The organism is Candidatus Wallbacteria bacterium, from assembly GCA_028687545.1.
Classification (GTDB): Bacteria; Muiribacteriota; JAQTZZ01; order JAQTZZ01; family JAQTZZ01; genus JAQTZZ01.
On record JAQTZZ010000031.1, the window covers coordinates 20,341 to 38,723 of the forward strand.

14 protein-coding genes are annotated in these 18,383 nt (G+C 49.3%); 10 read left to right on the forward strand and 4 right to left on the reverse strand.

All coding sequences use genetic code 11. From position 1 onward, the window contains the following. The first annotated feature begins 71 nt into the window (after positions 1 to 71). The 4 genes from PHW04_12555 (at position 72) to PHW04_12570 (ending at position 6,610) form a co-directional block, all read left to right on the forward strand. Positions 72 to 2,768: a tetratricopeptide repeat protein gene (locus PHW04_12555; GenBank protein ID MDD2716715.1), complete on the forward strand. Its 2,697-nt coding sequence runs from the start codon at positions 72 to 74 to the stop codon at positions 2,766 to 2,768. A 73-nt stretch (positions 2,769 to 2,841) separates the two neighbouring features. After that, positions 2,842 to 4,548 (forward strand): HAMP domain-containing sensor histidine kinase, encoded by a 1,707-nt coding sequence (locus tag PHW04_12560; GenBank protein ID MDD2716716.1) that lies wholly within the window; start codon positions 2,842 to 2,844, stop codon positions 4,546 to 4,548. Further along, the gene (locus tag PHW04_12565) at positions 4,545 to 5,237 is read left to right on the forward strand and encodes a response regulator transcription factor (protein ID MDD2716717.1); all 693 of its coding nucleotides are present in this window, start codon (positions 4,545 to 4,547) and stop codon (positions 5,235 to 5,237) included. The genes PHW04_12560 and PHW04_12565 overlap by 4 nt, the downstream gene beginning before the upstream one ends. Before the next feature lie 128 nt (positions 5,238 to 5,365). Next, positions 5,366 to 6,610, forward strand: coding sequence for a clostripain-related cysteine peptidase (locus PHW04_12570; protein MDD2716718.1), 1,245 nt, complete (start codon positions 5,366 to 5,368; stop codon positions 6,608 to 6,610). Between the two features lie 21 nt (positions 6,611 to 6,631). Here PHW04_12570 and PHW04_12575 read toward each other — a convergent pair whose 3' ends face one another. The 3 genes from PHW04_12575 to murA are packed head-to-tail and all read right to left on the reverse strand — an operon-like array spanning position 6,632 to position 10,484. After that, positions 6,632 to 8,017 carry a radical SAM protein gene (locus PHW04_12575; GenBank protein MDD2716719.1) on the reverse strand — a complete coding sequence of 462 codons (1,386 nt, stop codon included), beginning with the start codon at positions 8,015 to 8,017 and terminating at the stop codon, positions 6,632 to 6,634. After that, on the reverse strand, positions 8,014 to 9,225 hold the full coding sequence (locus tag PHW04_12580; protein MDD2716720.1) for a replication-associated recombination protein A: 1,212 nt from the start codon (positions 9,223 to 9,225) through the stop codon (positions 8,014 to 8,016). The genes PHW04_12575 and PHW04_12580 overlap by 4 nt, the downstream gene beginning before the upstream one ends. After that, positions 9,222 to 10,484 carry a UDP-N-acetylglucosamine 1-carboxyvinyltransferase gene (murA, locus tag PHW04_12585; GenBank protein MDD2716721.1) on the reverse strand — a complete coding sequence of 421 codons (1,263 nt, stop codon included), beginning with the start codon at positions 10,482 to 10,484 and terminating at the stop codon, positions 9,222 to 9,224. Before murA ends, PHW04_12580 begins: the two co-directional genes overlap by 4 nt. A 220-nt stretch (positions 10,485 to 10,704) precedes the next feature. Between murA and secD the strand changes: the two genes are divergently transcribed. From secD to PHW04_12605, 4 genes are read left to right on the forward strand one after another with little or no spacing between them, the layout of a single operon-like run. Next, complete coding sequence (gene secD, locus PHW04_12590; GenBank protein MDD2716722.1) at positions 10,705 to 12,360, forward strand: protein translocase subunit SecD; 1,656 nt, start codon at positions 10,705 to 10,707, stop codon at positions 12,358 to 12,360. A gap of 12 nt (positions 12,361 to 12,372) precedes the next feature. Further along, positions 12,373 to 13,302: a protein translocase subunit SecF gene (secF, locus tag PHW04_12595; protein MDD2716723.1), complete on the forward strand. Its 930-nt coding sequence runs from the start codon at positions 12,373 to 12,375 to the stop codon at positions 13,300 to 13,302. Then, complete coding sequence (gene cdd, locus PHW04_12600; protein ID MDD2716724.1) at positions 13,295 to 13,678, forward strand: cytidine deaminase; 384 nt, start codon at positions 13,295 to 13,297, stop codon at positions 13,676 to 13,678. The genes secF and cdd overlap by 8 nt, the downstream gene beginning before the upstream one ends. Next, positions 13,675 to 14,760, forward strand: coding sequence for a hypothetical protein (locus PHW04_12605; protein ID MDD2716725.1), 1,086 nt, complete (start codon positions 13,675 to 13,677; stop codon positions 14,758 to 14,760). Before cdd ends, PHW04_12605 begins: the two co-directional genes overlap by 4 nt. Before the next feature lie 67 nt (positions 14,761 to 14,827). On the opposite strand, the gene PHW04_12610 is transcribed toward PHW04_12605, so the two are convergent. Then, complete coding sequence (locus PHW04_12610) at positions 14,828 to 16,195, reverse strand: ankyrin repeat domain-containing protein (GenBank protein ID MDD2716726.1); 1,368 nt, start codon at positions 16,193 to 16,195, stop codon at positions 14,828 to 14,830. A 226-nt stretch (positions 16,196 to 16,421) separates the two neighbouring features. Here PHW04_12610 and PHW04_12615 point away from each other — a divergent pair, with 226 nt between their 5' ends. Together PHW04_12615 and PHW04_12620 are read left to right on the forward strand one after the other, a co-directional pair. Further along, on the forward strand, positions 16,422 to 16,763 hold the full coding sequence (locus PHW04_12615) for a hydrogenase maturation nickel metallochaperone HypA (protein MDD2716727.1): 342 nt from the start codon (positions 16,422 to 16,424) through the stop codon (positions 16,761 to 16,763). A gap of 98 nt (positions 16,764 to 16,861) precedes the next feature. Then, complete coding sequence (locus PHW04_12620) at positions 16,862 to 18,172, forward strand: radical SAM protein (protein ID MDD2716728.1); 1,311 nt, start codon at positions 16,862 to 16,864, stop codon at positions 18,170 to 18,172. Positions 18,173 to 18,383: the final 211 nt, after the last annotated feature.

Here is an 18,383-nt window from a genome sequence, read left to right on the forward strand (position 1 = left end):
TTATCCGGAAAAATCATTTTGGATATTCTTCAGGGCTTGCCGCAATCAGCGGAAATCGTTATCATGAATCCATGAATTTATTACCTTCCAAGCCGTTTTTCTGCGGCAGGGCAAATGACCTGAAAGAGCTGAAAAGAGCGATTCCAGAGAGAAATGTCCTGATCATCGCAGGTATAGGCGGTATCGGCAAGACTGCGCTGCTTCTGCAGCTTGCTTATGATCTTCTGGAAGAACCCGGGCGAGGGGAAAACCTGATCTGGGTATCCAGCAAGAGCGGCTGGAATGATGACGACCTTTTTTCAGAGATTGTCCAGAAAATCGCCCAGCTGTCTGGAGATAAAAAATACACTTCAGGATTCAAGGGTGCACCTGCTGAAATCATCGGAATGCTCGAAGATCTTTCGCTGATCCTTTTTCTGGATGATTTCCATCTGGTGGAGAACGAACACACCAGAGGTCTGATTACTGCCGGATCAGAGAGTCTGAAGAGCGGGAAAATCATAATTGCGACCAGAAAGAGGCTTTCACTGGCTCCCCTTGAACTGATCGAGATCTACCAGAGAAAAATCGAAGGCCTGGAAGATTCTGATGCTTCTGATTTGATGGATAATCTGCTGCGGTCTCAAGGACTGAAAACCCTGACTGAAGAGAAAAAAGGCCGGATTTTTCAGAAAACCAAGGGCCATCCGTTCTCCCTGAAACTCTTTTTCAGCCTTTTGATCACAGGCCGGCATTCGCTGGAGTCTTTACTCTCCGAGTCATCCGGCTTTCTCGATGAGATGGACAAATTCCTGTTCCACAAGCTGTGGGAGAATCTGACCGAAGCCGAGAGGCAAGTCCTGTGCAGGCTTTCCATTTTGAGAATCCCTGTGTCTGCTGACAGGTTCCCGCTGTTTGACCGCAGTGACCTTGCTGCAGCCTGCAGGCTGCTGATCGAGAAATATCTGATCGAGACCGACAGCGAAGGCAGAGTGCACCTGCATGATCTTTTAAGGGAATATGCTGCTTTACAGCTTCCCGAAGACAGCCGCAGAAAGTTCCATGAGCAGGTGGCCCTTCATTTTTTCAACCAGAATGAATTGAATGTCTCTGAAATGAAGGAATCATATTATCATTACTGGGAAGCAGGGGACAAGAAAAAGGCGATTGACGTGATCATTAGAATCAGCAGGCAATTCCTGCTGATCGCTGAAGATTCGGAGAATTTTCTGCCACATTTAAACGACGCCATCAACTTCTGCGAAAATTACAGAGAGCAGGAGCTTATGGAGACAAAGGCTCAGATCCTGATCGAAGTGGGGAAGTCTGAAGAAGCCCTGAGCCTGCTCCAGAAGATCGTTGATCAGAGGGCATTTCATTATCTGAGGGCGTATCTTCATTACCAGAAGGGTGAAGACCGTCAGGCCCTGGACGATGCGCTGGCCGCTCTGAGTTCAGATGGTGGTGAAACACTGATTCCGGAAATCAAGCATCTGATCGGAGTAATTTATTTTTTTCTCGGGGAATCGGGGAAGGCTGAGGAGAATTGTCTGGAAGCCTTGAAAATGGCCGGTGATCAGAAGTTGACTTTCCTGGTCAGCAGAACACTGATCGATCTGGGCAACACCAGGGCCAGAATGGGAAAATTACAGGAAGCCCTTGACAATTTTCGGGAAGCAGAGCAGATCCTTAGAAGTCACAACCTGATTTCACAGCTATCAAAGCTGCTGATCAGCGCCGCCAACCTCTGCCTCGAACTGCAGGATTACGGGATGGCGCGGAAGTGCGTTTCAGAGGTGATCGGGATCGCCCTGGACAGCAAAAAATATTACCGGAATCTGATTTACTGCTATGGAATTTCCGGTGACATTGATTTCGCGGCCAGGGATTTCGAATCCGCATATCGTAATTACAGCGAAGCTCTGCGCCTGATTGAACTGTATAAATATTACTGCGTCAAGCTGGAGCTGATGGGTTATCAGGGCAGGGCTCTCGCCTGCCTCGGCAGACTGGACGAAGCAGAAGAAGTTTTCGGGAGGGCTTTCAAGATCATGAATGATGACAGTCCATACATCCGGAATATTTTTCTGGAGGAATACGCCCAGTTCCTGCTGATGAGGGGAAAACCCGAAGCCCTTGCCAGATTCCAGGAAGTCCGGGATTTTGCCAGGCAGTCCTCTTATCAGGAATTACTGCTGAAGAGCCTGTTTTTTATCAGTAAGATTTTGAAAACCAGCGGAAGCAGAGAAGCTGACGACTGCGGCAGAGAATTCAGAATGAAGATGGAGGAAGCCTCACAGGCGGTCAGGAACAGGCTGAAGACTTTTTTTCAGTGGTTTGATGAGCAGTCTGCAGACTATAAAACAGGAGGCTTTGTCCTGTCCCGGAAGGGCAGGGCGCAGATCACTGATTCCGAGATCAGAAAGCTGCAGGGAGGGGAATTTGAAATTTTCATTGACTTCATCAACAGGGATTTGAGCGTGGACGGCCAAAAAATCGGCATCTTCAAGAAAAGGATTCTCGTGCCACTGATCACAGCGCTGGCCTGCAGACCGGGACGGATCATGAAACCCTCGGAGATCTCTGCCTTGGTCTGGAACAAGGAATACGACCCAGAGACTGACTCTCAGACACTGCGGAAGAATGTTTCCAGGCTCAGGGAGATGCTGGGGGACGGCAAGGGCGAGCGTTTTATTCTGGCCGGGCCGGAAAAGGGCAGCTATCTCTTCAACGACAAAGTGAATTTCTGCGTGATCATATCCGGCACCCTGGATTCAGATCGAAAATGATTTAAATCGATTTTTCCCAAACATTTTACTGCTATAAAGAGTTTTTATGTTTCTCTATGGTATATTACTGTATATGGATACCCGGAAAAACGGAAAACTTCAAATTGTATTTTTACTTTTGACGGCGCTTTTCTTTGCTTTATGCTTTATCACATCGATACTTTTCAGAGTCCTGGGTGCCAGGGAAGTCGAAGCCCGTCTTGCGCTTCCTGAACATAAACAGGAGATTTCCCAGATGCTGCTCAAGCTGGCTGATAAGTTGGAGATGGGGCCGCAAATCTATGATTCCAGGAATGATACCCGCAGACTCCCTGCCCCTGAAGAGAAATTCAATAAAGTCAGGGAGGAGATAGAGCGCTCATATGCCATAGCTATCGGGTATTACCGGACCGGTAACATGACCCTGGCTGACCGGGGTTTCTTGGAAATAGTGTCCAGCTATGAGGTGTTCTGCAATAATTATGCAGGTTTCTCCAACCCGATTCTTTTTTCCAGATTGTTTCTAGGCGTGATCCATAAGGAAAATCCTGATCTGAAATTGAAATCCGCTCTGGTCGAGGATCTGGCTCAAAGTGACGGCATGGAACCGCTGATGATGAAGAGCCTTCTCCATAATTTCCAGGAAATGTTCACTTCTGGAGAAGTGACATTAATCCAGGGAGTTAACTTTTTTCGGAGATTCGGCTTGGCTGAAAAGATTAAGAGCTCTCTGGAAACCGGATCCAGAAGATTCATCTATTGTGCGTCTGATGATATCAGCCGGCATTGTTTTCTGGTGAATATCGAGACCGCTGGATTTAGTGTCCATGCTCTGGATTATGAAAGTCTGGAAAGCGAATTATCCAGAATCCGTGAAACTTTTACAGAGCTGAACTATCGGGTGAATTTCATTCCTGACCATGAGCTGCAGAGCGACTGTCCTGACCGGGCGGCAGGGATTGCCTTCAATCTGGCTCTGGCTCCAGAAGTCATGAGCAAGATCATTTCAGGAACCAGAAAGAAGCTTGTTTTATGGCAGTTTGTGCTGTATCTGGTCTGGGGCATAGTGATAGTAGCAATCGGCAGATATTTTATTCTCCTGAAACGGCTCGAGGAGAGGAAAGATAATTTTCTGCATGTTGTTTCCCATGAACTGAAGACACCGCTTTCAGCGATCAAGATTTATGCCGATACGCTCAAGAGGACGAAGGATGTGACGAAGATCGCTGAATACACGAGCGTAATTTCCGCGAGATGCAATCAGATCCAGAACATGATCGCCAACCTGATCTATTTTGATAAAATAGCTTCTTCAGGGGACAGCCTGTTGTCCGGTCTGGCAGGATCCCTGGAAAAAAGGGAATTGTCCCTTCATCAGCTGCTGTCCTCCATCTGTCTGGATTATGCCAACGGATTTTACAGAGAATGCAAACTGGATTTTCCTGATAATGATTTCCTGATCTGCGGGGATGAGAGCATTTTCAGAATCATATTCTCGAATCTGGTGGAAAACTCCTTCAAGTATATTAAAGACACAAAGGTGATAGTAACTGTCCATGGCTCAGGCAGCACAGAAGGATGGGAACTGACTTACACCGACAACGGGGAACTGGCCAAAGACACTGACGTCAGCGGTTTGTTCGGGAAGTACCGCAGAGGCGAAACCATGGGTAGAAGCGGGCTGGGACTCGGCCTGTACATAGTAAAAAAACTGACTGAAATGATGGGTGGGACTGTGACGGCGGAAAATGCAGGCACACTGCTTTTCCGTTTCAGATTTGGAAAAGGGAGGGCTGCATGAAAGAAATGATCATTATCATCGAAGATGACCGTGGGATCATGGAGGGGTTGAAAATAAATCTTGAAGCCGAGGGTTACGAAGTTCTGACTGCAGATAACGGGTCAGCCGGACTTCAAATCATCAGAGAACATCTGTCCGGGATCAGCTTAGTGATTCTGGACTTGATGCTGCCTGACATATCAGGTTTCGAGGTTCTCAGCGAGATCCGGAAACTTGACGCTTCTCTGCTGGTGTTTTTCCTGACGGCCAGGAGCGATCTCTTTGACAAAGTCACAGGATTCAATCTGGGATGCGATGACTACCTCACCAAGCCCTTCGAAGTCCGGGAGTTGATCCTGAGGATCAAGTCGCGCCTTTCCAAACGTGCGGAATCAGAAGCAGTGTCCAGAAAGATTGAATTCGGGGAGGTCAGCATTGACATGGATGAATTCAAAGTCTTTGTCAAAGGGCAGGATGTGGAATTCACCAAACTCGAGATCAAGATTCTGACATTCCTTTATCAGAATCGGGGCAGGGTGATCACCAGAAACCAGCTCCTCGAACGGGTCTGGGATATGGAGTCAGACGTCACCACACGCACAGTGGACATGCATGTCAGCAAGATCAGGAAGAAGATCGAGGATGATCCATTGAACCCCAGATATCTGCTGACTGTTTATGGAATGGGCTATAAACTCGAATGCCCTTGAAATCAAGATGTTCCGTACAGCACTGACTAATTCAGACTGAATTTTACATTAATTTTACATGTTCCTGACAAGTTCTTGAAAGTCCCCGCCTATAATCTGAATTAAGTAGATGAGTATCGGAGGGGAACATGAAAAACAAAATATTTTTTTTCCTCGTGCTGCTTCTGTCTGGAGTGGTTTCCAGGTCTGCCGGAGCTTCGGAAAGCGATAAAGCGCAGAACGACTGGACAATCATGATGGACTTCACTTCTGACGCGGGCCTGGTCGAACTAATGGAATCTGAAATCAACAATCTGGAAGAAATGATGACCGGGAACAATCTGACTGTTCTTATCCAGTATGAAGGTCCGGAAAAAAATGACTCTGTCCGCTACACGATCAGGCATGATGAAAACACCAATCTGATTACTTCCCCCAAGGAGGAAATCGGTGAAATCAACTCTGGAGACGTGAAGAGTCTCAAGGAATTCTTTGACTGGTCGGTGGAGAAAGCGCCGGCTGATCATTATTGTTTCCTGTTTTACTGCCACGGATGCGGCTTTGCCAAAGGTACCGGCCGCGGAATCTGTTTTGATGCTGACGACCCTGGTGAGTACATAGACGCTTTGGAGATGAAGGAGTTTGCAGAGCACATCAGGAACAAGATCGGCCGGAAAATCGATCTGCTGGCTTTCAACGCCTGCCTGATGTCAAACCTGGAGGCGCAACTTCAATTTTCGGAATGCTCTGATTATGGAATTGCCTCTGAACCTGTGATGCTGAGCTGCTTTTGCGGCCAGATCGCAGGAATGCTTCCTGAGCTGTCCAAAAATCCCTCGCTCTCCGGCAGTCAGCTGGGGATGGAAGTCATCAAGGGGACCTGCCAGTATATAAACCAGAACCATCTGAGCAATACATGCGCACCAGGGTATATCTTTTCCCTGATTGATTACGCTGCCCTTGCCTCAGAGAGGGAAACTGCAATCTGCCCTGCAATGGACCGCCTGGCAAAAGCCCTGCGGAAAAATCTCTCCACAGAAGTGGAATTGATTGAAAAAGCTTTCAATGACTGTGAAAAATACTTTTTTCCGGATAAATTATGCCTGTTTTCGGACCTGGGCACTTTCTGCCAGGGGCTTTCCCAGAGCGCTGTCCCTGAGATAGTTGAAGCTGCGGTGGATGTGAAAAGAGCGATCAAGAAAAGCGTGACCTATCTGGAATTCACCCAGAACGAGGGCGAAGTGATACGGGCATGCGGATTAAGCTTTTTCACTCCCGGCAAGACTTCTGGATATTATAACAGCAGTTCATACAGCCAGATCGAACTTGGCAAAAAGACGGATTGGGATGAATTCATGACCGAATTTCTGGTTGGAAGCCGGAAGCTTCCCTGACTGAAAAATCCGGCTGTACAATCAGAATTCAAACAGGTATAAAAGCGAGCGCAGCAATTTAATAAACACCCTGAAATTGCGCAGATAAAAAATGAAATGACTGAAGAAGTGTTTTAAGAGGAAAAACGGGTTGAAGTAGAAGGAACAATAAAGATAGGCCTGGCCGAACTTGAGAACCCTGCGGCTCATCCTGGAAGGAGAATGTTCAGGGGTGGAGTAATGATAACTGTGATGATCTGAGAGATGTCCGTAATTCCGGTAAAGTGCCGAACTGGGATAGATCGTGAGGAATGATACCTGCAGCAGGTCCGGTTTCAGCCTGCGGATCAGCCTGCCTGTCCTGAGCACATCGCCGAAGGTTTCATCCGGATTCCCGATCAGTGCGAGGAACAGGCTCTGGATTCCAAATTTTTTCGTGAGGGAAAACACCTGAGCTGCCTTTGTCAGATATTTCTCAGGTTCCATTGTTTTTCCGATTCTGCGCAACACACTTTTCGAACCGCTCTCCACACCCAGACGCAGCAGCCTGCATCCTGCGGCAGCATAAAGTTTCAGCAACTCCTGATCCAGGTTTTCCACTCTGAGATGACACTGCCAGTGAATGTCCAGGCCGTTTTGGATCATCAGATCGAGAAATTTTCTAGTCCATTCCCTGTCGCAGCCGAAATTGTCGTCGTCGAAGCAGATGAAGTTCACTCCCAGTGACTTGAATTTCATGATCTCTGCGATCACCCGCTCAGGAGAATGCAGTCTGAGATTATTCCCGAACGATTCCCTGAAGACCTGGGAGCAGAACAGGCAGCCGCCCGGACAGCCGCGGGAACTGAGGATGTGACCGTATCTAAGCCGGGCTGAGACAGGGACAGGATAATAAAACCGGTATCCTTCAAGTTCACGCTCTGAATAAAACGGGATAGGCAGATCGTCGGGATTGTCCACAATCGCCTGACAGGCGGTGTTGCCCAGATTCACATCAATCACTCCGTCAGGGACCTGGAAATCTCTTTGTGCCGCAAGCAGTGAGATCAGGCTGGAAAGGGACTGTTCCGATTCTCCGAGCGCTATGTAGTCCACTTCATCGCGATGCAGGTAAAATCCAGGCCTGCCCGAAGGATCCTGGCCGCAGACAATGATTACTGTAGCCGGGTTCTGCTTGTAAATCCTCGCGATGTCGAGCGACCGTCCCGCATCGCTCGTGATGATGGAAAGCACAACTATTTCAGGGGAACTTTCTGCAGGAACAATCGGTTCGTCTCCGAGATATTCGTCACTGAAAATTGTTTCAATCTTCTGATTTTCGGTGAGCAGGCTCTGCAGGTATTTCAGAAGGTACGGAGGTCTGATGTTGCGCGGGTGCCTGGATTTTCTGGCTGTTTCGCCTTGAACCCTGAGCAGGAGTACTTTCATCGCCTGGACCGGATTTCAGAAAGATAATCTCTGAACTTCCGCTCCTCGCCTATCTCAGTGGGTTCATAAAATCTTTTTTTGTCAGCGAGATACTGCTGTTCTACATAATGCCCCGGAAAATTATGCGGATACTGGTAATCCTTGGACTGCGGCCCGAAGTTGCGCAGGTGCCCCGGCACAGGCAGCAGGGCGTTTTCTTCGCATTCCTTTTCAGCCCTCTTGAGCCCGAGGTAGGAGGCGTTGCTTTTGCGGGAGCAGGCCAGATAAGTCACTCCATGCGCCAGATTGATTCTGGCTTCAGGCAAGCCGATCTGTTCGACTGCCCCCATCACGGAGATCGCCAGAGTAAGAGCAGCAGGGTCCGCATTGCCTATATCTTCAGAAGCGAAGATGATCATCCTTCTCGCAATGAAGCGAGGGTCTTCACCCAGTTTCAGCATGACTGCGAGATAATAAAGTGCTGCGTCAGGGTCTGATCCGCGCAGGGATTTGATGAAAGCCGAGATATAATCGTAATGCGAGGTTTTTGAAGATTGCACAGGGATGAATTCAAGTCCGGCCAGCAGTTCCTGTTCACCAGCTTCAGGCACTGACTTGAGGCGATCCGCGCACATTTCCAGATAATTGACCGCCATTCTGGCGTCCCCGTCGGATTTTTTGGCCAGTTCTCCGTGAAAGTTGTCGCTGAAAGGCTTGATCTTCAAGAAAATTTCACCCTTCCTGAGGATTTTCAGGATGTCTGAAATTTTGAGAGCATGGAATCTGAAGACATTCAGCCTGGACAGCAGGGGTCTGGTCACTGATTTGTAAGCAGAAAGCGTGGAGGTAGCTACCAGCAGTACGCTGCCTTCTTCCACATAGGGCAGCAGCGCATCCTGCTGCTTGCTGTTGAAACGATGGATTTCGTCGATGAAGATGATCGGAGTATGGCTGCTGAGCTGCCCGATGGAACTCGCGATGATCTCTTTGAGTTCCTGGACGTTGGAAGTGACTGCATTCAGAATATGGAAGTCCTGGGGGAACTTTTTGAAAAGCAGCGCGGCGGTAGTTTTGCCGCAGCCTGGAGGACCTGTGAAGAGAAGTGAACTGGTGAGCACGCCCTTTTCGAAGATGGTCCTGAGAGGTTTGTCAGGGCCGAAAAGCTGCTGCTGCCCGATGATTTCATCGACGGTTTCAGGACGGATGGAACCGGCCAGAGGGGAACTCATAGCGGGACTTTCACGCGCTGGATCCCGGCTCCCAGTTGCAGCAGCTTATGCTCAAATTCCTCGTATCCCCTGTCCACATGATAGACACGCTGGACCAGGCTTTCACCCTGGGCTGCGAGTGATGCAAGAATGATCGCGGCACCTGCCCGCAGGTCAGAGCACATCACTTCCGCTCCCGAAAGCTCCCTGACTCCCTCGATGATTGAGTTGTGACCTTCGACCCTGATATTGGCCCCCATTCTTCTCAATTCCGACACGTGCATGAAGCGGTTTTCAAAGATGGTTTCATTGATCACGCTGGTGCCTTCGGCAAAACAGAGGAGCGACATTATCTGCGGCTGCATGTCTGTAGGAAATCCGGGGAATGGCATGGTTTTGATGCGGACCGGTTGTATTTTTTTGCCTGAGCGGGCCAGCAGTTTATTGTTGTCCAGAATGTTGATTTCCATTCCAGCGTCCCTGAGCTTCTGAATCACTGAGACCAGGGTCCCTGTATTGACCGGATTCAAAACCAGTTCTCCGCCTGTGATACCTGCTGCGATCATGAAAGTGCCTGCTTCGATCCTGTCAGGTCCGATCTGGTATTCCGCAGGGAAAAGCTGGCTGACCCCGTTGACCTTGATCACAGTTGAACCGGCGCCTGTAACTTTAGCTCCTACCTGATTCAGAAAATTGGCTAGTTCGATGATTTCCGGTTCCCTGGCGGAATTCTCAATGATCGTCTCCCCTTCGGCAAGTGAGGCGGCCAGCATGATGTTTTCAGTAGCACCGACAGAGGGGAAATCCAGGAACATTTTTTTGCCCTTGAGTTTTACGGCTTCAGCTTCGGCATATCCGCCCTTGATCTGGACTTTGGCGGACAGCTCCCTGAATCCCTTGATGTGGATGTCCACAGGCCTGGAACCGATGGCACAGCCTCCGGGCAGGGAAACCTTCGCTGATTTGAGCCTGGCCAGCAGCGGACCCATGATGATGAAGGAGGCCCGCATTGTCTTAACCAGTGAGTAAGGCGCTTCTTTTCCATTCAGATTGGTTGAATTTATCGTCAGAGTGGAGCCGTGTTCCGTGATTTTCGCTCCGAGTATTGTAAGCAGGTTCTTCATGGTTCGGATGTCGCGAAGTTTCGGGACATTGTGCAGCACCACTTCGCCCTTGACCAGAAGGCAGGCAGCCATGATGGGCAGAGTGGCGTTTTTACCGCCTGAAATTGAGATTTCTCCCTTGAGTTTTTTTCCGCCAGTGATTTTAAATGCATCCATGGGATTTCCTTATTTTAGTTTTACAATTCCGAACCAATTCACCAATCACCATTCATCATTACTATGAACTCGTCCCAAAAGTATATCGGTATTTAGATTGTATATATTAGCCGATAGATTGACAAGTTTTACTTGGATCGGTATATTGACAGCGACTCTGCCTGGTCATATAATTTCGGGTGGAAAATACGGCATCTATAATAAATATTCTGGAGGACGGATGACTGCTAATTTGAAGTTCAGGATCATGATTATTTTCCTTATCCTGGGAATATCGCTCTGGTTCCTGTTTCCTACTGCAAGGTGGATTTATTATCATAAGATCGGAAGAGTCGCCCTGGATAAGATGTCTGAACTTGAGATCAAGGATCTTAAGAAGGGAACGATCAGTCTCGGCCTCGACCTGCAGGGCGGAGTTGATCTGCTGTACAGCATTGACGATGCTAAAATGCTTGAAAATATGCTCTGGAAGGAAGCCAGATCCCTGAAAGACAGACTGGAGAGGGATTACACATATGATGTGAAAGTAGATGTCGACAGCAAGAATAACGATATTTCAATCCAGCTCCCGGAAAAAGCCAAACCAGAGGAATTGACCGCAATGAGAGCAGTGATCGACCAGATGTCCCATCAGCGTCAGTTCAAGAAAGCGTCCGGCGACGAGGCCAGCCGCAAAGTTACCCTGCATATGGACGTGAACGCCCAGCAGGGATATGTAACGGATGCAGTGGACAAAGCCCTGGAGATCATCAGGAACAGGGTAGACATGTTCTCAGTCTCAGAACCTGCCATCAACAGAGTGGGAAAGAGCCAGATCGGAGTTCAGCTGCCAGGCGTCTCCAATGTAAAGGATGCCATCGACATCATCGGCACCACAGCCCAGCTCCAGTTCAGGCTGGTGCGCAAGGAAAACGGAATGGTGCAGGACATCAGCTCTGTGATGCAGCTTCCAACTCCGGAACAGGACGAGGAAATTGTTTACGGGGTCCTGAATGCTGACGACGCTAAAACCCCTGTATACATACTCAAAAAAGAAACCCTGCTCTCAGGTGAATTTCTGACCAATGCCACGATCGTGTTCGACCAGATGACTTCCAGGCCTCAGGTCTCCCTCGCTTTCGACAAGGAAGGAGGCCAGAAGTTTTACGACATCACCAGCAAATACACCAAGTGGCAGCTGGCGATCGTGCTGGACGAGAAAGTCCAGTCCGCGCCTGTGATCGACGAGCCGATCCCCAATGGAAATGCAGTGATCAGGGGGAATTTCACTGACGAAGAGGCCAAGAAGCTGGCGATCGTACTTAGAGCCGGTTCGCTTCCAGCCCCGCTCCGCAAAGACTCGGAAATAACCGTAGGCCCCAGCCTGGGCTCAGACTCGATCACCAAGGGTGTGAACGCTGTTACCCTCGGTTTTATCGCGATCCTGATCTATATGATCGTTTATTACAAATTTTCGGGATTCCTCGCCAATGTGGCACTGTTTCTGAACCTGGTGATCACTTTATCGGTGATGGCTGTACTGAAGGGCACTCTGACCCTGCCCGGCCTGGCCGGCCTGGTGCTGACCATCGGCATGGCTGTAGACGCCAATATCCTGATTTTCGAGCGTATCAAGGAGGAAATGCGCGCCGGGAAAACTCCCAGGGCTGCGATCGACGCGGGATTCAACCGTGCCTTTACCGCCATCTTCGACTCCAACCTGACCACAGTGCTCTCCTCACTGGTGCTGTATCTGTTCGGCACAGGTCCGATCAAAGGCTTTGCGGTCACGCTTGGGATAGGTATCTGCGCCAGCATGTTCACTGCCCTGACCGTGGTGCATGTGATCATGGAATCAATGTACGCAAGCGGCCAGCGCAAGACAATCAGCATTTAAGGGGGAAAAATAATGACTACAAACTATGATTTTATCGGCAAGAAATATTACGCCTTTGCGATCACCGGATTTCTCTGCATAGCGTCGATTTTCCTCATGTTCACAGTCGGGATGAACTGGGGAGTCGATTTTACGGGCGGCACTGTGATGCATCTTAAATTTGAAAAATCCGTGGACCAGGCCAAAGTCAGGGAACTGCTCGGGGACGGCGGTCTGAATCTCTCGCCGACCGTGCAGGGCGTTTCAGGGAAACCAGAGGAAGCCATTATCCGCACCAAGATGCTGTATGACAAAAAAGAAGACGGAGTCACCAAAGACGAAGTCAGGGATGCGCTCCAGAAAGGGCTGGGAAACACTCTCGCTGAAACCATGGGTGCGACGGACATCGGACCTGTTGCAGGCGCTCAGCTGCGCGCTCAGGCCACCAAGGCTGTTATCCTGTCCTGGATCATCACTCTGCTTTATCTCTGGTATAGATTCGAATTCAAATACAGCATCGGCGGAGTGATCGGCATCATCCACGACTGCATCGTGACGATCGGATTCTTCATCCTGTTCAAGCTGGAAGTCAACATCACCACAATGGCCGCCCTGCTTACGATCATCGGTTATTCGATCAATGACTCGATCATCGTCTGCGACAGGATGAGAGAGAATATCCGCCTGATCAAAGGCATGAATTACACAGATCTGTTCAATCACAGCATCAACCAGATGCTCACCCGTACCATCAACACCTCGATGACAGTCATGATCACTGTGGTAATCCTGTTCTTAATCGCTACAGGAGAGATCAAGGATTTCGCATTCGCCATGATCATCGGCGTGATCACAGGCACCTATTCCTCGATCTACATCGTAGGCCCGATCGCGATCTATTTCCACGAACTCGAGCAGTCACGCATCAAGAGCAGGCTGGTAGGAAAGAAAAAATATGCCTGAGCTTGACCTGCTGATCAAGCGCGCCAGAGCGGCACAGGCCAGAGCCCATAACCCATATTCCGGATTCGGGGTCGGCGCAGCGGTACTGACCGGAAACGGCAAAATATTCGACGGCTGCAATATTGAAAACGCTTCCTATGGCTTGACTGTCTGCGCCGAGCGCGTGGCGATCTTCAAGGCAGTTTCTGAAGGTGAAAAATCATTCAAAAAGCTCGTGCTGGTCAGTTCGGCAGGTGATTTCACACCTCCCTGCGGAGCCTGCAGGCAGGTGATGGCCGAATTCGGCGATTTCGAGGTGATCATGGTCGATAAAGACAACCGGACCAAAATCATGAAAGTCAGCGAACTGCTGCCCGCCTCTTTTTCACTCAAGTGAGACTTTATCTTCTCCTGATTCTGTTCTCATTCCTGGCTCCGCTTTTTGCAGAGGCTGAAAGAGAAGCCTATGATGCTCTGAAAAAAAAGTTTGATGAATATACCACATTTCTTCTTTCAAACCCTGAGCACGTATACGACTCAGTCAACAATGTCCAGAATCGGGTCCTGATCGATCAGTACCGGAAATCGACGGACGAGTATCTGAAGGCTTTCTCCGAACGGCCGGAATTTAAAATCCTGAAAAAAATATCACTACCCTCAAATATCGTTCAACTATACTGGGTGAATTTCGACAATGAGGAACTGATGTTCCTCGTATGCCTGGATAGAGTAGCCCTGGCCAGGATGGTGGAAAAGGGGCTGGAAATCGTCTGGGAGGAAAAACTGTCCGGAATCATCAATGTCTCGAATCTGGATCTGGAATCCGACGGCAGACGGGAAGTGATCGCTCTGGGCGCTGAAAATTATTACATCATCAGGAAATCGAAGAGCGAACGGATCTATTTCCAGGCCCTGCCCAATCAGTTCAATCTGAGAGGCATCTACAAGATCGGGGATGCTTATCTCGGCACATACATCAAGCTGCCTGACAGGACAGACATCGGGAGCGGCTGGCAGCTCGCCACTCTGAGCTGGATCCATCCGGGATTCGCAGTGGAGAGAGTCCTGACAGACCTGCCAGGAATGGAGCTGACCGTTGATCCGGATGGGGCGATTACGATGCTCGCAAACCTGGAAAAAGACAGAGGAATGGTTTACCGCTACCTATACCAGTCAGGCGCACTGACCACTAAAGAAGTCTTCACGATTGACCAGAGCGAGATTCCGCTGGGCGTTTTTCCGGCAGGCAGCGGAGGCAAGTATTATTTTGTCGAAGCAACAGGTGTTTCCAGGATCAAAGTCCAGCTCAGGCAGGGGACAAAGAGCTCAGGCAAGGTCGGCTTCTTTTTTTTAAAGCAGGCCTGGATGAAGACGATCAAGGATGTCTCACCCGATCCGGTGCTGGTCTGCCTGGATTTCGCCAATCAGATGTATTATCTGACTGAAGAGAAGAACACTCTGCCATTATACGCGCAATAAATCACATTATCTTTATGGCTGATTTCAATCAGCCCTTATGGAATCGACGCTTGAGTATCATCAGTTATTATTCCTTGGCACCGGCCTGTTTCAGGATTTCTGCGAGCTCGGTCCGGCCTTTTTTCTCTGCCACTTCGAGTGCCGTGCCTGTGAAGCCTTTGGCATTAATATTGATTTTCTTGGTGAGGAGCATCCTGAGGATTTCAGTGTAGTTCCTTTCCACCACATAGGTGATCAGAGGCCTGTCATAGTAAAGCGCGTTGACATTGGCCCCCTGGGAGATCAGGATGTCGGCGATTTCGCATTCACGCGAGGAAATCATCCTGTCTTTCAGATGGTTGAAAGTATTGGGACTGTAATCGAAAAGCGTGTAGAAAAGCGGAGTGAGCCGGTTTTTATCTTTATGATTGACATCTACTTTTTTTGAAGTCAACAATGAAACAATGTTTTGGTAGCCGTCCATGCTGGCATAAAAAAGGGGAGTCCTGTCGTCACAGTCTGGATCGTCGACCCTGGCACCGTTTTTGATCAGAGCTTTGACTATCTCCACTTCATCTGAGTTTTCCCTGAGATTTTCAAAATACCTGGCCTGGCCAGCTTGATAGGTCTTAAACAGAGGGGAATCCGCATCCACCTTTGAAAGACCGCAGAATCGCTGGTAATCCCAGCAGCCGCAGGCATAGAAAAGGGCGTTTCTGCCGAATCTGTCGCGTTGATTGCAGTCTGCACCTTTTTTCAAAAGCCGGGTGACCAGTTCTTTTTTATGGTATTTTGCGGCAAAATGCAGCGCATTCATGCTGTTCTGATCCAGCATGTGAATGTTAGCGCCTTTATTGATCAATTGCTCAGCCAGATCATCCCAGCCGTTCAGGATGGACATCATCAGGGGAGTGCGGCGGAAACGATTCCTGGCATTGATTTCAAGTGTACCGGTGAGAAGTGTTCTGATTGTGGCCAGGCCCTCGAAATCAACTTTATCTGAGACCGACCATCTTTCAAATTCCCTGATCAGAGGGTCTTTATAGTCTGCTGCTCCTGTGGCAGGGCCGCAGCACAATCCGTGTACAGTGCAGAGGCAGGAAGTATACTGTGGGTTATTGATCAGAATGAAATGGCCTCCCTGCGGGCACCGATAATCCCGCTCGACCTCCTCATGGAGAACTGCCAGGGTGTCAATGCTTTCAGGCAGTCTGCCGTGCTCAAATTGCAGCCTGGCCAGCTTGTCGAGCAGCAGGCTCATCCGATAGTCGCATCTCATGGTGGGGTCCGGTGTAGCTGCCATCAGACGCTGCTGCATGGTTTCCTCATCTGCGAAGAAATATCCGATCAGCCATTTCAGCGTGAAAAATCCGCTGCCAAAAACCGAGATCGTGAAAACCAGGATCAGCAGTTTGAGGTTTTGACGGGAAATTCTGAGTTTGATTTTAGTAGGCATAATTTTTTCTACTGAGTAGTGTGTTATCGTCCTATCGTACAATTCTGCCTGTTTGATAAATCATTTGGAGGAAGATAGTCCTGGTTTGCTTTCGTGATGCGGGGCAGGTTATATTTGTAGAGGGCGCAGCATGCGCCCTTACGAAGAGCACGTAGGGGTGCTGCTTGCTGCGCCCTGACAAGGATGCGCAGGATTCTGCGCTACACGAAGAAATCCAGGAGGCCTGATGCACGAACATCATTCAGTGGAACATATCGTAGAGCACGCACTGGAAGAAGCTGAAAAACGCAAGGCGAAAAAAGTGTTGAAGATAATACTGGGAATCGGCGAACTTTTAAATTACGACGATGAAGCTGTGCGCATGTATTTCGCACAGTTCGCTGCAGGTACGGTCCTGGAAGGGGCGGAAGTCGAGATCAGACCGATCAGAGCCAAATTCTACTGCAGAAAATGCGAAAGCCTGTTCGAACACGGAAAAGGAGTGTTCAATTGTCCGGAATGCGGCAGTTTCGGATCAATAACTGATACAGGGAATGAGCTCTTCATCGAGGGAATGGAGACGGAATAAGGTGAATGACGGATGGTAATCGGTAATAGGTAATGGGTGATGAAAACGTAGGGGCAGACCCATGTGTCTGCCCTTGAGAGACCGGAGAATAATCTGACATGTGTTACGCCATACCAGGCAGAATCGTCGAAATCCTCCCCAAGATGGTAGTGGTGGAATATTTCGGGGAGCGTAAGAAAGCTTACAACGAGCTTTCCGGACTTAACGTCGGTGATTACGTCTATGCCCAGGGCGGATATGTGATCGACCGGATCAGCGAAGGGGAAGCGCTGGCCACGCTGGAAGTCTGGAAAGAGTTGTTTTTCCAGCTCAGGCAGGAGGATGAGCGGCGCACTAAGCTGATTCCTGACCGCAGAACCAGAGAAAACAGGATTTACTCACTCTTTGAAAAGGTTAATCACGGGAAAAAACTTAAGCCTCGTGAACTGCTGCATCTGCTGAAGCTGAAAGACAGGGAAGACCTGGACATTTTGTACAGTTCAGCCAATTTTCTCAGGCAGAAGTATCATCGGAATTCCTGCTGCGTTCACGGGATCATCGAGCTGTCCAACCGGTGCAGCCGTAATTGCGCTTATTGCGGGATCTCGAACCACAATCAAAACCTGAAGCGCTATAAAATGGATAAAAGTGAAATACTGGCTGCCGTTGATCAGGCAGTGGAAAAATACGGATTTAAGGCGCTTGTGCTGCAGAGCGGAGAAGGAGCATATTCCGTCGGAGAGCTGGCTGAAATTACCGCTGAAATCAAGCTGCTGCACGGGGTGCTGGTATTCATAAGCTGCGGCGAGATCGGAGCTGCAGGGTTGCAGAAGCTTTTCGATGCAGGTGCCCGCGGCCTGCTGTTGCGTTTTGAAACCTCCAATCCCAAGCTCTATCAGAAGTTGCATCCCGGATATTCACTCGAGAATCGGCTGTCTGAACTCCGCACTGCGTACAGCATGGGCTACCTGCTCATCACAGGCGGCCTGATCGGGCTGCCTGGGCAATCGGAAAAGGACATCTTGAACGATATTCTGCTGGCCGGTGAACTGCACTCCGAGATGTACAGCTTCGGTCCGTTTCTGCCCCACTGCGAAACCCCGCTGGCAAAAAAAAATCCGCCAGACCCTGAACTGGTGCTGAAAACTCTGGCTGTAGCCCGCTTCACAGCTCCGGAGGATGCCAAAATACTGGTGACCACGGGTTTTGAAACCCTGCATTCTGAAGCCAGGGAGCGAGGTTTGATGGCAGGTGCCAATTCAGTGATGCTGAATGTAACGCCAATGCAGTACAGATCTTTATATTCTATCTATCCCGGTCGTGCGCACGAACAGGAAACAATCGAATTTCAGATTGAGAAGACGATCGGATTGTTAAGAACTCTAGGTCGTGCTCCAACCGATTTAGAGGCTGTTGAAAAACCGAGTTGAGCGAGGTTTTGATTACAGCCTCTTAACCCCCGAAGTCCTGTCAGAGACAGGACGGAGCGGGGTTTAGAGGCACTGTAGTTGGAACCCGAAGTCCTGTCAGAGACAGGACGGAGCGGGGTTTAGAGGCACTGTAGTTGGAACCCGAAGTCCTGTCAGAGACAGGACGGAGCGGGGTTTAGAGGCACTGTAGTTGGAACCCGAAGTCCTGTCA